The sequence below is a fragment of the Jeotgalibacillus malaysiensis genome, assembly GCF_044789845.1.
GTDB lineage: Bacteria > Bacillota > Bacilli > Bacillales > Jeotgalibacillaceae > Jeotgalibacillus > Jeotgalibacillus malaysiensis_A.
The window spans coordinates 1,814,512-1,827,755 of the sequence record NZ_CP085252.1 but is presented as its reverse complement, the minus strand read 5'-3'; the positions used below and the strand labels follow the sequence as shown (position 1 = coordinate 1,827,755).

General features: G+C 41.9%; 14 protein-coding genes and 2 other annotated features. Of the genes, 13 read left to right on the top strand and 1 reads right to left on the bottom strand.

Features of this window, described 5'->3' with window-relative positions:
- The first annotated feature begins 23 nt into the window (after positions 1 to 23).
- The 5 genes from ribD to LG330_RS09825 all read left to right on the top strand — a co-directional run bounded on the left by ribD (position 24) and on the right by LG330_RS09825 (position 4,874).
- The gene (gene ribD, locus LG330_RS09845; protein ID WP_404409555.1) at positions 24 to 1,100 is read left to right on the top strand and encodes a bifunctional diaminohydroxyphosphoribosylaminopyrimidine deaminase/5-amino-6-(5-phosphoribosylamino)uracil reductase RibD; all 1,077 of its coding nucleotides are present in this window, start codon (positions 24 to 26) and stop codon (positions 1,098 to 1,100) included.
- Positions 1,101 to 1,736, top strand: coding sequence for a riboflavin synthase (gene ribE / locus LG330_RS09840; protein WP_404403349.1), 636 nt, complete (start codon positions 1,101 to 1,103; stop codon positions 1,734 to 1,736).
- Positions 1,737 to 1,757: 21 nt separating this feature from the next.
- Positions 1,758 to 2,951: a bifunctional 3,4-dihydroxy-2-butanone-4-phosphate synthase/GTP cyclohydrolase II gene (locus LG330_RS09835; protein ID WP_404403347.1), complete on the top strand. Its 1,194-nt coding sequence runs from the start codon at positions 1,758 to 1,760 to the stop codon at positions 2,949 to 2,951.
- A 12-nt stretch (positions 2,952 to 2,963) separates the two neighbouring features.
- Positions 2,964 to 3,434, top strand: coding sequence for a 6,7-dimethyl-8-ribityllumazine synthase (gene ribE, locus LG330_RS09830; RefSeq protein WP_039809230.1), 471 nt, complete (start codon positions 2,964 to 2,966; stop codon positions 3,432 to 3,434).
- A gap of 150 nt (positions 3,435 to 3,584) precedes the next feature.
- Positions 3,585 to 4,874, top strand: coding sequence for an NCS2 family permease (locus LG330_RS09825; protein WP_404403345.1), 1,290 nt, complete (start codon positions 3,585 to 3,587; stop codon positions 4,872 to 4,874).
- 42 nt (positions 4,875 to 4,916) lie between these two features.
- Here the strand turns inward: LG330_RS09825 and LG330_RS09820 are convergent, their stop codons facing one another.
- Positions 4,917 to 5,192 (bottom strand): hypothetical protein, encoded by a 276-nt coding sequence (locus tag LG330_RS09820; protein ID WP_404403343.1) that lies wholly within the window; start codon positions 5,190 to 5,192, stop codon positions 4,917 to 4,919.
- Between the two features lie 84 nt (positions 5,193 to 5,276).
- On the opposite strand from LG330_RS09820, the gene dapF reads away from it, so the two are divergent.
- From dapF to trpA, 8 genes are all read left to right on the top strand, one after another.
- Entirely contained in the window at positions 5,277 to 6,269 is a 993-nt protein-coding gene (gene dapF, locus LG330_RS09815) for a diaminopimelate epimerase (protein ID WP_404403341.1), read from the top strand.
- An 80-nt stretch (positions 6,270 to 6,349) separates the two neighbouring features.
- Positions 6,350 to 6,577: a binding site (T-box leader), on the top strand.
- 25 nt (positions 6,578 to 6,602) lie between these two features.
- Positions 6,603 to 6,787: a binding site (T-box leader), on the top strand.
- A gap of 48 nt (positions 6,788 to 6,835) precedes the next feature.
- Positions 6,836 to 8,230 carry an anthranilate synthase component I gene (gene trpE / locus LG330_RS09810; protein ID WP_404403339.1) on the top strand — a complete coding sequence of 465 codons (1,395 nt, stop codon included), beginning with the start codon at positions 6,836 to 6,838 and terminating at the stop codon, positions 8,228 to 8,230.
- A complete protein-coding gene (locus LG330_RS09805) occupies positions 8,227 to 8,805 on the top strand; it encodes an anthranilate synthase component II (RefSeq protein ID WP_404403337.1) in 579 nt (192 codons plus the stop codon). The genes trpE and LG330_RS09805 overlap by 4 nt, the downstream gene beginning before the upstream one ends.
- Positions 8,806 to 9,825: an anthranilate phosphoribosyltransferase gene (gene trpD / locus LG330_RS09800; protein WP_404403335.1), complete on the top strand. Its 1,020-nt coding sequence runs from the start codon at positions 8,806 to 8,808 to the stop codon at positions 9,823 to 9,825.
- Positions 9,826 to 10,602, top strand: a complete 777-nt coding sequence (gene trpC / locus LG330_RS09795) for an indole-3-glycerol phosphate synthase TrpC (protein ID WP_404403333.1) — start codon at positions 9,826 to 9,828, stop codon at positions 10,600 to 10,602.
- Positions 10,592 to 11,191, top strand: coding sequence for a phosphoribosylanthranilate isomerase (locus LG330_RS09790; RefSeq protein ID WP_404403331.1), 600 nt, complete (start codon positions 10,592 to 10,594; stop codon positions 11,189 to 11,191). Before trpC ends, LG330_RS09790 begins: the two co-directional genes overlap by 11 nt.
- Position 11,192: 1 nt before the next feature.
- Positions 11,193 to 12,392, top strand: coding sequence for a tryptophan synthase subunit beta (gene trpB / locus LG330_RS09785; protein ID WP_404403329.1), 1,200 nt, complete (start codon positions 11,193 to 11,195; stop codon positions 12,390 to 12,392).
- Positions 12,392 to 13,168 (top strand): tryptophan synthase subunit alpha, encoded by a 777-nt coding sequence (trpA, locus tag LG330_RS09780; RefSeq protein ID WP_404403327.1) that lies wholly within the window; start codon positions 12,392 to 12,394, stop codon positions 13,166 to 13,168. The genes trpB and trpA overlap by 1 nt, the downstream gene beginning before the upstream one ends.
- Positions 13,169 to 13,244: the final 76 nt, after the last annotated feature.

Below are 13,244 nucleotides of genomic sequence, written 5' to 3'. Positions count from 1 at the left end.
TGGTGTAGTTGTATGAAAAATGGATGAAAACAGCAATTAGTCTTGCTCAGGCAACGCAGGGTCAAACTTCTCCAAACCCTGCAGTTGGCAGTGTAGTTGTAAAGAATGGAAAAGTAATTGGCATGGGTGCTCATTTAAAGCCCGGAGAGGCACATGCTGAGGTCCATGCATTGCAGATGGCTGGAGATCAGGCAGAAGGTGCAACCATATATGTAACGCTTGAACCATGTTCTCATTATGGCAAAACACCGCCATGTGCCGATCTGATTATAAATAAGAAAATAAGCAAAGTTGTGATCGGCAGTACTGATCCGAATCCAAAAGTGTCAGGTCAGGGTATAAATAAATTAATAGATGCCGGAATAGAAGTGGTGACCGGTGTGTGTCAGACAGAAACCGATGCACTGAATGAATACTTCTTTCATGCAATGAAGCATAAAAAACCATTCGTGACCCTGAAAACAGCGATGTCACTTGATGGAAAAACTGCAACAAATACCGGGCACAGTAAATGGGTGACCGGTCCGGAAGCAAGAAAAGATGTTCATCGCGACAGACATCTGCATGATGCCATTCTAGTAGGCGTTAATACAGTTAAATATGATGATCCTTCATTAACGGTCAGGCTTTCGGAAGGCGGAGTATCCCCGCATAGAGTTATACTTGATACTCAGCTCTCAATTCCAATTCACTCAAAACTTCTGCATGACGGAGAATCAGCGGTTCATGTGATATGCGGAAAAAATGCGGACCGCGATAAAGAATTTAATTTAAATCAACTTAAAAATGTATCTGTTTACAGAATGAAACAGGATTCAATTCAGATCCAGTCAGTATTGACCTATCTGTTCGGACTGGGGATTCATTCTGTTTATGTTGAAGGTGGAAGCGAAATCCACGCCTCATTTATACATTCAAAAGCAGTGAACAGATTCATCTCTTATATAGCCCCAAAAATGATTACTGGTCATAATGCTAAAGGGGTTATAGGCGGTACTGGTATCGAGCACATGGATCAAGCACAAAACATGCAGATTGTTCACACAGAGATGGTTGGCACTGACCTTAAGATCATTGCAATTCCAAAGGGAGATGAATAAATGTTTACCGGTTTAATTGAAGAAGTAGGGACAGTTCACAACCTGCAAAAAGGCAAAAATTCTATGATCCTGACAATTGAGTGCTATAAAATTCTGGATGACGCTAAAATCGGCGACAGTATTTCCATTAATGGCGTGTGTCTGACCGTCACAGACCTCTCAGCGCACCAATTTTCAGTGGATGTCATGCCTGAGACGATGAAATCCACAACGCTGCATGAATTAAAAAAAGGGTCAAAAGTGAACCTTGAACGTGCAATGGCTGCAGTAGGACGGTTCGGGGGACACTTTGTAAGTGGACACGTAGACGGTACTGGCGTTATACAATCGATGAAAAGAGAAGAAAATGCCATATATATTTATATTCAAGTACCTGAGGAGCTGATCAAATACTTTATGATGAAAGGTTCAGTTGCAGTGGATGGAACTTCATTAACCGTATTTGATGTCCAAAAGAATGCGTTTATGATCTCATTGATTCCGCAGACGGCTGACGACACAATCATCGCCTCAAAATCGCCTGGCAGTATAGTAAATATAGAATGTGACATGATTGCAAAATATGTTCAAAACTTAATACAGCCACAATCTACTGGAATAGATGAATCTTATCTGAGAGAGAATGGGTTTATGTAAAGACACAGGAGGCATGATGATATGTTCAATACAATTGAAGAAGCTTTAGAGGATCTAAGAAATGGTAAGCCGGTCATTGTAGTTGACGATGAAGACCGTGAAAATGAAGGGGATTTTATCGGGTTATCAGAAAAAGCAACACCTGAGATGATCAATTTTATGATTACTGAAGGCCGGGGACTGGTCTGTACGCCTATTACTGAAGAACGTGCAGAAGAGCTTCAGCTGAAACCCATGACTGATACGAACACTGACTCACACGGTACAGCTTTTACAGTCAGTGTGGATCACAAAGACACCACAACCGGAATCAGTGCGCCTGAAAGAGCATTAACGGTAAGAGCATTAATTGATGAAGATGCAAAAGCGGCTGATTTTAAGCGTCCAGGTCATATATTTCCACTTGTCGCAAAAAAGGGAGGCGTTTTGAAAAGAGCCGGCCATACTGAAGCAGCTGTTGACCTGGCAGTGTTAAGCGGCTCAAAACCATCAGGTGTGATTTGTGAAATCATTAATGAAGACGGAACAATGGCGCGTGTACCTGAATTGCAAAAAATCGCTAAGAAGTTTGATTTGAAGCTGATCACGATTGAAGACTTGATCGCATTCAGACGAAACAAAGAACAGCTTGTGAAAAGAGAAGTTGAAACATTCATGCCTACTGAGTTCGGTGAATTCCAGGCAGTAGCCTATACTGAGATTCTGACCGGGCAGGAGCATGTTGCATTAGTTAAAGGTGATATTAAAGCTGGAGAACCAGTTCTGGTCAGGGTTCATTCAGAATGTCTGACTGGAGATGTATTCGGTTCAAACCGCTGTGATTGCGGACCTCAGCTGTACGCAGCATTGTCTCAAATTGAGCGTGAAGGTAACGGAATCCTCTTGTATATGCGTCAGGAAGGCCGGGGCATTGGCCTTGTCAATAAACTGAAAGCATATAAGCTTCAAGAAGAAGGGCTGGATACCGTTGAAGCAAATCATAAACTTGGATTTGCAGCCGACCTCAGAGATTATGGAATTGGCGCACAGATTCTGAAAGACCTGGGTGTCACACAAATGAGGCTGTTAACGAATAATCCGAGAAAAATTGCAGGTGTCAGAGGCTATGGACTTGAAGTGACAGACCGTGTAGCCATTCAGATGCCAACCAAAGAACAAAATGCAAAATACCTTGAAACAAAAAAATCCAAGCTTGGACACATGCTGAATCTATAGGAGGAATCATCAATGAAAAAAGTATATGAAGGTCATTTATCAGGATCAGGATTAAAAGTTGCAATTGTAGTAAGCAGATTTAATGAATTTATTACAGGTAAGTTATTAAGCGGGGCAGAGGATGCGCTTAAAAGACATGGCGTAGAAGAAGCTGACGTATCCGTTGCATGGGTACCTGGTGTGTTTGAAATCCCGGTCGTTACACAGCGACTGGCAAAGTCAGGGAAATATGATGCTGTCATCACACTTGGCACAGTCATCAGAGGCGCTACACCGCATTTTGAATATGTAAGTAACGAAGTATCAAAAGGTGTTGCCAAAGTAGCACTTGACGAAGGAATGCCGGTTATTTTCGGTGTGCTGACGACTGACACAATTGAGCAGGCAATAGAACGCGCTGGAACAAAAGCCGGGAACAAAGGCTGGGAAGCAGCTACTGCTGCGATCGAAATGGCCAGCCTGTTTAAAAGAATGGATGTTTAAGAACTTTTACCGGTTATCAATCTGATAGCCGGTTTTTTCACGCGAAAAGGATGACAGCAACACTTTTACATCGTATAATAAACTCTTGTGGCTCGCCGTCTAACGGTTTGAGCGGGTAGGGAGAGGGCGCTTGCAAAGGCAGGCTATATAATGAAATCAGGAGGATTTTTTGAGTTAGAACAACATGGCACTTCAGTTAAAAAGGAAGTGACCGCAGGCGTCATCGGGTTTTTTACAATCGTGTACATTGTAGCAGTCAATGCACTGATTTTATCAGAATCCGGTATGCCGTTTGAAGGTGCTGTGATCGCAACGATTGCTGTGAGTGCATTAGGTTGTATACTGATGGCATTCATCGGAAAGGCACCGATTATTTTAGTTCCAGGTATGGGGATTAACGCAATGTTCACCTATACGCTGGTTCAATCTATGGGCTTTACTTGGCAGGAAGCTTTAACGATCGTGACATTTTCAGGCGTTTTATTTGTGATTGTCGCCTTCACAAAACTGTCAGGTGTTTTGAGTGAAGCCATTCCCCAGTCATTGAAAGATGCTATTACAGTTGGGCTTGGATTCTTTTTACTATTAATTGGGCTAGAAAAAGGATCTCTCGTGATTCAGGGGGAAAATTCAATCCTTGCAATTGGACATTTTAATGAACCTCAAACACTGGCAACCATCATTACACTGCTGGTAGCGCTGGTTCTATTTATTAAAAATGTACCAGGCCACTTTTTATGGACCATTCTTTTTGGAACTGGTCTTGCCTTTTTGATGAACATTACTCCTGAAAGCGCAGGAAGCGCTGAATTGTCAGCAGATTCTGTTGTCTGGTTCCAGCTTTCATTTGACAGCTGGCTGCAGATTCCTTTCTGGATCGCTGTATTTTCAATGACAATGGTGCTCGTCTTTGAAAATATCGGTCTCGTGCACGGACATACAAACTTTATTAAACGACCTGAAAAATATTCAGGCGCGCTAAAAGCGAATGCATTGTCAGCTTTCAGTTCAGGTATACTCGGCTCAAGTCCAACTGTTTCAACAGTTGAATCAACCGCTTCGATGGCAGCCGGCGGAAGAACCGGACTGACAACACTCACTGTAGGTGTATTGTTTATCGCTTCAGCAGCGTTTATACCATTTATGAGCTATATTCCCGATCACGCGATTGCACCTATTCTGATCATCATTGGGATATTAATGATTCAGCAGATGAGACATATGAATATGGAAGATTTCACAGAATCGATTCCATCTATTATGTTGATTGTGATGATTCCTTTCACTTACAGTATTGCTGATGGTATTGCGATCGGATTTATCCTTTATCCATTATTAAAGTTCGTTACTGGAAAATGGAGAGAGGTAACTGTTCCTTTATTGATTATTTCAATTCTGTTCCTGGTTTATTTTATTCTGCATTTTCTGCCGGGAATTTAAAAATAAATATAAAATAGGGATCCGTTTAGCGGGTCCCTGTTTTTATTTGACGAGTTCCGGAATAAATTTCCTCTGGATTCTGATATATCGCTTGATCTCAGCACCGAGCTTACCCCGAACCCCTTTAAAAGGAGATGCTGTTGCAATGTCTGCAGGTGAAGGGAAGATCCCAATCGTGTTCATGTCTACACGAACCGGTCCCTGATAGACTGACTCCTTCAACCACCTGATTTGCACATCTACTTTTATCTGAAAACCGTTTTCTATTTCCGTTACTTCAAGTACTTCAAAGCGGAATTTTACATCATCCTGATTCATGAAATTCCCCCTGTTCGATTGCACGTTTTCACTATTTGTGTCATTGTATTTAAAAACAACGTTAATAATAAGGAGCTGTACTGCATGATTCCAGCAATTCAGTCACATGGATCTAAAAATAATTTTATCATAATAGATGAAAAAGATATCCAATTTAAACTTTCAGATGAGATCAGAGCCGCATGGACGAAAAAATTGTGTGATGAAACTCAGACAGATGGCATTCTATTTATTTCAGAAAGCATTAAAGCCCAGGCGAAAATGAGAGTGTTTAATTCTGATGGATCAGAAGCTTCAATGTGTGGGAATGGCCTTAGGTGTGCTGCGAGATATATTGCTGAAAGAGATAATGTTGAATCTTTTCAAGTGGAAACGATGAAAGCCGTCCTGAAAGTAGAGCAGGTTGATGAATTGTATGGAGATATCCCAACGTTTTCTGTGGAAATTTCCCCGATTTTGTTTGACCTGGAATCACTGCCTTTAAAGATCTCAGATAAAACAGAATTAATATTGGCGCCCGTTCCTGAATGGGAAAAAGATTGTCTGTATACTGCAATTGCTGTGCCTAACCCGCATATTATCACGAATGTTTCAGTTGAACTCATTAACTCAGACAGCCAGGAAAAACTTGCAACTTCTTTTAACAGTGATAATAAATGGTTTTCTGATGGCGTAAATGTCAGTTATGTAGTCGAACTGACAGAAGGTGAATTTTTTGTTAGAACCTTTGAACGAGGAGTAGGATTTACTAATGCCTGTGGAACTGCCATGTCATCATCAAGCCTGGTCCAGGTCATTGCAGGAAAACGTCAGCCAGGTGAGCCGATCAATATTTTCAATGACGGAGGCCGTGTAAAATGTGTCGTTCACGGTGAAAACGGACAGTATGATCATATTGATCTCATTGGGAATGCAACATTTACTCACACGTTAGAATTGTCCCTTAATGAGGAGGGTTACGCTGAAATTCTGAAACAAGTTGGAACGAATGAAGATGAAGCTTATAATAAAATGGCTGAAGCAGCAAAAGAACACCTTAACATTTTACAGCCGGAGCTACAATTACGACAAAACTGATAGAATCTGAATTATGTAATAATTAAGCTTTAAGTGTTGACTTTTTTTCCAATCCGTTTTATGATCATTTACAACATTAAATTAACGCAATGACGGAGAGTAGTAATGCTTATCTCTTTTCAAGAGAGCTGGTGGTTGGTGAAAACCAGTAAAGAATGAGTATGAATGGACTCCAGAGCACCTGTCTGAATACAGTAGGAACAGGCGGTTCGTCACTGATATATGACGGCGGAGACACTATGTCCCGCAATGAGTGGGTTTCTTAATGAAATCAATGAAGGTGGTACCACGGGCTTCCCGTCCTTTTTTACAGGACAGGAAGCTTTTTTATATTCAAAAACGATGATCAGGAAGAGTATGCAGTAAGCACAGTTAAGAGAGCCTGCGGCTGGTGAAAGCAGGACTGTTGCACTGACAGAATGGACCTGTGAGTGAATCCGTTTCATGTACGTTACAGCATGTCGAGTGGAAGCATTTGCTTCAATAGAGGTGGCACCGCGGTAAAAACCGTCCTCCGTACAGGATATTCCTGTGCGGAGTTTTTTAATTTTAATGAGGTGAGAGAGATGAGTTCAGAAGAGAAGAGATATGCAGTCAGAAAAGTTGTCGGAGATGCACTGACACCCATTTCAATTTTTCAAAGCATCAAAGGAAGTAAGAAATGCCTGCTTGAGAGTTCTTTGAAGCATGAAGAGTCCGGCAGATATTCATTTATTGCTGCTGACCCATTCGCTGAGTTAACAGGCGTTCAGGGAGAAGCAGTGATGATATCACAGCTTAATGACTTAAATACCGGCACAGAGAAGCCAATCTCACTGCTAAAAAAAATACTTGAATACTACCGTATAGAAACTGATCAAAGCCCGGTAGCCGGAGGTGCAATAGGCTATATCGGATACGATGAAGCCGCATCCTATGAAAATATCGGTTCTGCGCCTGATGATCAATTGAAGATGCCGGATACACATTTGATGTTTTACAGTACGATCGTCAGTTATGACCATAAAAGACATGAGGTAACCATATTTACTTTTGATCCATCAGGAAAAAGGTCAGTTGAAGAGCTTGAATTACAAATAGATGAACTGATTAATCAGATTTTTGATTTCAGCAGTGTTGATCCTCAGCCTGAAAAAACTGAAGTGCTGCAATACAAATCCAATATGAAAAAAGCACAGTATGAAAAATATGTAGAAGAAGCAAAAGAATATATACGGGCAGGAGATATATTTCAGGTAGTGCTCTCTCAGCGCCTGAGCGCACCATTCAATGGTTCACCATTTTCTTTTTATCGAAATTTAAGAAAAGATAATCCGTCTCCATATATGTTTTACATTGACTTTGAAGACTACACTGTTCTTGGTGCATCGCCTGAAAGTCTGATCAAGGTAAACGGCAGACAGGTGACAACAAATCCGATCGCCGGAACAAGAAAAAGAGGAAAAACAGAACTTCAGGATCAGCAGCTGGCTGAAGAGCTGTTAAACGATGAAAAAGAATGTGCGGAACATAAAATGCTTGTTGATCTTGGCAGAAACGACCTTGGTAGAGTATGCGAGACCGGGTCAATTTCTCTATCAAAATTTATGGTGATTGAAAGATATCAGCATGTGATGCACATTGTCTCAGAAGTAAAAGGTATTTTAAAACCTGAGATTGACGGTCTTGATGCACTAATCGCAGCATTGCCGGCAGGAACAGTATCAGGTGCCCCAAAGATACGGGCGATGCAGCTGATCAACCATTTTGAACCGGTAAAACGGGGGGTTTATGCAGGCGCTGTAGGTTATGCCGGATTTAATGGAGCGCTTGATTTTGCCCTTGCGATCAGAACAATGGTGATTAAGGACCAGGTCGCACATGTTCAGGCAGGTGCAGGAATTGTCTATGATTCAGTACCTGAAAGTGAATACGAAGAGACTTTAAATAAAGCAAAATCACTGCTGGAGGTGGGACGATGATTCTTTTAATTGATAATTATGATTCATTTACCTATAACCTCTATCAGTATTTAAGTGAATATGATGAAGTGAAAGTCATTCGGAATGATGTTTTCACAATAGATGAGCTGAGAAAAAGTCAGCCTGATTTAATTGTTCTTTCACCAGGTCCCGGGCACCCGGATCAGGCCGGGAAATGCATTGAAACAATTCAGGAACTTGGACCTGAGGTGCCGATTATCGGTATCTGCCTTGGCCACCAGGCAATTGGTGCTGCGTATGGCGCAGATGTTATTAGAGCAGAGAATATTATGCATGCTAAAGAATCTGTGATAGAGCATGCAAGACCGGATATTTTTGGTGAAGGTGATAAAAAAGTGATGAGATATCATTCACTTGTTATTGATCACAAGACGCTTCCGGACTGTCTTGAGACGATTGCCTATTCAACAGATGACAACGAAATTATGGCTGTCCTGCATACATCATATCCTGTACTTGGACTTCAGTTTCATCCGGAATCAATTGGAACCGATGAAGGTAAAGAGCTATTAAAGATGTGTACGGAGTTTATAACAGCAAAGGAGAGAGTTTAGATGAGAAAGTATATTGAGCTAGTTGAGCAGAGTATTCACTTAACAGAAAGTGAAATGACAGAGGCAGGAAGACAGATGTTTGACCCGGAGACACCGCAGGAAGAAATTCAGCGCTTTCTTCTTTCCCTTAAAGAAAAAGGCGAAACATCAGATGAGATCAGTGGGCTTGTCACTGCGGTAAAAGAAATTGCAGGTACGTATGAAACGACTGCAGAAAACATCATTGATAACTGCGGAACTGGCGGTGACGGCTCCCAGAGTTTTAATATCAGTACCTGCGCTGCATTTGTGATTGCAGGAGCCGGAGTTCCTGTTGCAAAGCACGGCAACAGAAGCATTTCAAGTAAAACCGGAAGTGCAGATGTGCTTGAGCATCTCGGTGTAAGGCTGGACTTTAATAAAAATGAAACGAAAGAAATGCTTGAGAAGCATCAGATTACATTTCTATTTGCACCTCACGTTCACAGCGGGATCAAAAATGTGATGAAGGCCAGAAAAGCACTCGGTGTCCCAACCATTTTTAATCTGATCGGGCCTTTGACAAATCCAGTGAACCTTTCATCCCAGCTCATTGGCATTTACCGCCGGGACATGATTCATACAATGGCACTGGCAATGAAGAAGACAGGAAGAAAAAGAGGTGTTGTACTGAATGGTGCCGGTCACATGGATGAAGCATCATTAGCAGGTACTAATTATCTTGCACTTCTTGAAGGAGACCAGATTAAGGAATTCACTCTTCATCCGGAAGAGCTTGGTTTATCAGTCGTACCGAATGAAATGATTAAAGGCGGAGATTCAAAACAAAATGCAAATATTCTTCTTTCTGTTCTTTCAGGAGAAGAGTCAGTATTCCGTCAGACGGTTTTACTTAATGCAGGAATTGCATTGTTTGCTGCGGGTCAGGTTTCAACGATTAAAAATGGTGTAGCAAAAGCTGAAGAAAGCATTGATTCAAAATCGGCTATAAATAAACTGAATCAGCTAATTGATTTCAGTAAGAAGAAAGCGGTGGTCTGATTGACAATTCTCGACAAAATCATTGATAAGAAAAAAGAAGAATTAGTTCACTATAAAGCTGAATATGCCACGGATCATATTAAGCCGCTGCCATTTAACATTCAAAAAAGCAAGCACATGAATGTGATTGCTGAAATTAAACGTGCATCTCCTTCAAAAGGCATCATTAACCCTGATATGGATCCTGTCAGACAGGCGAAGCTTTATGAAGAAAACGGTGCTTCAGCTATATCGGTTCTGACAGATGAATCATTTTTCCAAGGGACTTTTGATGATCTTAAAGCAGTAGCTGATTCAGTAAATATTCCGGTATTGTGTAAAGATTTTATGATCGATAAAAAACAGATTGACAGAGCCGCTAATGCAGGCGCATCTATTATTCTGCTGATTGTAGCTGCTCTGTCAGATATGCAGCTTCATGAGCTGAATCATCATGCAAAAAAACTAAATCTTTCTGTTTTAACAGAGGTCCACAATGAAGAGGAACTTCAGCGTGCGTTATCAGCTAAAGCAGATATCATCGGTGTGAATAACCGTAACCTGAAAACATTTGAAGTCGATCTTAAAGTCAGTGAAGACCTTGGAAGGATCATTACGTCCAGAGGATTGCCTTTTGTCAGTGAAAGTGGCATTTTTACAGCAGATGATGCAGAAACTGCAGCCAGGTCAGGTGCTTCAGCAGTACTTGTAGGTGAATCACTGATGAAGGCTGCTGATACCGGGCGGTTATTAAGATCATTACAGGTTCCATTAAAGAGTGATTCACATGCTCGTTAAAATCTGCGGCTTAATGAATCAGGAAGATGTGGCGGCAGCGGTTGAAAGCGGAGCTGACTATATCGGCTTTGTATTTGCAGACAGCAGGAGACAAATTACTTACAGTCATGCAGCAGAAATCGGTGCCTTAGTGCCGCATTCCGTGAAGAAGGTTGGCGTGTTTGTAAATCCTTCAGCTGAAGAAGTGATGAAAGCAGTTGCTGCTGCAAATCTTGATATGATTCAACTTCACGGTGATGAGTCCCCTGAATTTTGCAGACTGATGCCAAAGCCTGTGATTAAGGCATTCAGTATATCAGATCAATCTGATATTGAAAGGATGAATCAGTTTGATGTCGCACATATTCTGGCAGATGCACCCGGGGCGGATTACCGGGGCGGGAGCGGCCATACATTTGACTGGTCCATTCTTAAAGACAGTGGACAGAAAGTGCTGCTTGCAGGAGGATTAACTGCTGAAAATGTACGCAGGGCAATCACTGAAACCTCTCCGCTTGGTGTCGATGTATCATCCGGAGTAGAAATAGCAGGTAAGAAAGATCATGAAAAAATCACTGCTTTTATTAAACAAGCAAAAGGGAGCTGTTAATATGACGTTATATACGCAACCGGATCTTAACGGACAGTTTGGTCAATTCGGTGGACGCTTTGTCCCTGAAACACTGATGCAATCTGTTATCGACCTGGAAAAAGCATACAAAGAAACGAAGGAAGACCCTGAATTTCAGCGTGAGCTAAACGATTACCTCAGAGACTACGTAGGGCGTGAAACCCCACTTTATTACGCTGGAAATCTGACCAGAAAAGTAGGCGGTTCAAAGATCTATCTGAAGAGAGAGGACCTGAACCATACCGGTGCACACAAAATTAATAATACAATCGGCCAGGCGCTGCTCGCTGTAAAAATGGGTAAACGGAAAATTGTTGCAGAAACCGGAGCGGGACAACACGGTGTAGCGACTGCGACAGTCTGTGCACTCCTCAATCTGGACTGCGTTATTTTTATGGGAGAAGAAGATATCAGAAGACAGGAATTAAATGTTTTCAGAATGGAGCTTCTTGGGGCTAGAGTTGAATCGGTTTCCCAGGGCAGCGGCACACTGAAGGATGCAGTGAATGAGGCAATGAGATACTGGGTCGCAAATGTAGAGGATACTCATTACATTATCGGGTCAGTACTCGGACCTCATCCTTTCCCTGAAATGGTTCGTGATTTTCAAAGTGTGATTGGGCATGAAACGAAAAAACAGATCCTTGAAAAAGAAGGGCGTCTGCCGGACGAAATCATTGCCTGTATTGGTGGAGGCAGTAACGCGATCGGTATGTTCTATCCATTTATCAATGAAACAGATGTGAAGCTGACTGGCGTGGAAGCAGCCGGATCCGGTATCCATACAAATAAACACGCAGCAACACTCACTGCCGGAGAAGTCGGAATTCTGCATGGGTCTCTTATGTATCTACTTCAGAATGAAGATGGTCAGATTCAGGAAGCACACTCGATATCAGCAGGCCTTGATTACCCGGGAGTAGGTCCTGAGCACAGCTATCTTCACGAAATAAAAAGAGTGCAGTATCAGTCAATTACAGATAAAGAAGCGCTTGATGCACTTCAGCTGCTGTCAAAAACTGAAGGGATTATCCCTGCATTAGAAAGTGCCCATGCTGTAGCTGAGGCAGTAAAAAGAGCTAAAAAGGGAAGTCCTGAGGATGTAATCGTAATCTGTCTGTCAGGACGCGGAGACAAAGATGTGAATACAGTTAAAGCGGCGCTGGAGGATGAGAAGTAATGGGAAAATCAGCAATCAAACAAGCAATTGAAAAAGTAAATGATCAGGGAGCTAAAGCATTTGTTCCTTATATTATGGCTGGTGATCCTTCAATTGAAGAACTAAAAGATCAGCTGCTCTTTTTGCAGGAAAGCGGTGCTACAGTGATTGAACTTGGTATTCCTTTCTCAGATCCGGCTGCTGATGGTCCGGTGATTCAGGAAGCAGGGAAAAGGGCATTGAAAAACGGGGCTTCATTATCAAAGATTCTTGGTGCGCTCTCTGCCATGAAAGAAACACTAACGGTTCCAATTGTACTGATGACTTATATTAACCCTTTATACAAGTATGGGTTATCCGGCGTATTTCAGGACATTGAAAAAGCAGGCGTTTCAGGGCTGATCATACCAGACCTGCCTTATGAGCAAAACGCATTGATCCAGCCATTTATATCTAAAACAGATCTCGCACTGATTCAGCTGGTGACGCTCACGAGTCCTGAAGAAAGAATTAAAAGACTTGCTGAAGCATCCGAGGGTTTCTTATATGCAGTGTCAGTAACAGGGATAACAGGCGAGCGCGCAAATATCAGCGATAAGCTTGAAAACTTTATCAGCAGATTAAAAAATTACAGTTCAGTGCCGGTCCTTGCAGGCTTTGGCATATCAACACCTGAACAGGTAAAGGAAGTGTCATCCTATGGGGATGGTGTGATTGTCGGCAGTAAAATTGTTGATCTTCAATATAAAAAACTGCAATCTGAGATTGAAAGTCTGATCCATGCAGCTGTGAAATAGTGAAAACAACCGGTTTCCTGTGAGGAAACCGGTTTTTGTTATAGAATGGAATATATCTACTCCGTAAAGGTGGCTG

Bases quoted from the DNA above. Each gene is read 5' to 3' on its own strand.
- ribD (WP_404409555.1), top strand. From the start codon at position 24: ATGAAAACAGCAATTAGTCTTGCTCAGGCAACGCAGGGTCAAACTTCT.
- ribE (WP_404403349.1), top strand. From the start codon at position 1,101: ATGTTTACCGGTTTAATTGAAGAAGTAGGGACAGTTCACAACCTGCAA.
- LG330_RS09835 (WP_404403347.1), top strand. From the start codon at position 1,758: ATGTTCAATACAATTGAAGAAGCTTTAGAGGATCTAAGAAATGGTAAG.
- ribE (WP_039809230.1), top strand. From the start codon at position 2,964: ATGAAAAAAGTATATGAAGGTCATTTATCAGGATCAGGATTAAAAGTT.
- LG330_RS09825 (WP_404403345.1), top strand. From the start codon at position 3,585: ATGAAATCAGGAGGATTTTTTGAGTTAGAACAACATGGCACTTCAGTT.
- LG330_RS09820 (WP_404403343.1), bottom strand. From the start codon at position 5,192: ATGAATCAGGATGATGTAAAATTCCGCTTTGAAGTACTTGAAGTAACG.
- dapF (WP_404403341.1), top strand. From the start codon at position 5,277: ATGATTCCAGCAATTCAGTCACATGGATCTAAAAATAATTTTATCATA.
- trpE (WP_404403339.1), top strand. From the start codon at position 6,836: ATGAGTTCAGAAGAGAAGAGATATGCAGTCAGAAAAGTTGTCGGAGAT.
- LG330_RS09805 (WP_404403337.1), top strand. From the start codon at position 8,227: ATGATTCTTTTAATTGATAATTATGATTCATTTACCTATAACCTCTAT.
- trpD (WP_404403335.1), top strand. From the start codon at position 8,806: ATGAGAAAGTATATTGAGCTAGTTGAGCAGAGTATTCACTTAACAGAA.
- LG330_RS09790 (WP_404403331.1), top strand. From the start codon at position 10,592: ATGCTCGTTAAAATCTGCGGCTTAATGAATCAGGAAGATGTGGCGGCA.
- trpB (WP_404403329.1), top strand. From the start codon at position 11,193: ATGACGTTATATACGCAACCGGATCTTAACGGACAGTTTGGTCAATTC.
- trpA (WP_404403327.1), top strand. From the start codon at position 12,392: ATGGGAAAATCAGCAATCAAACAAGCAATTGAAAAAGTAAATGATCAG.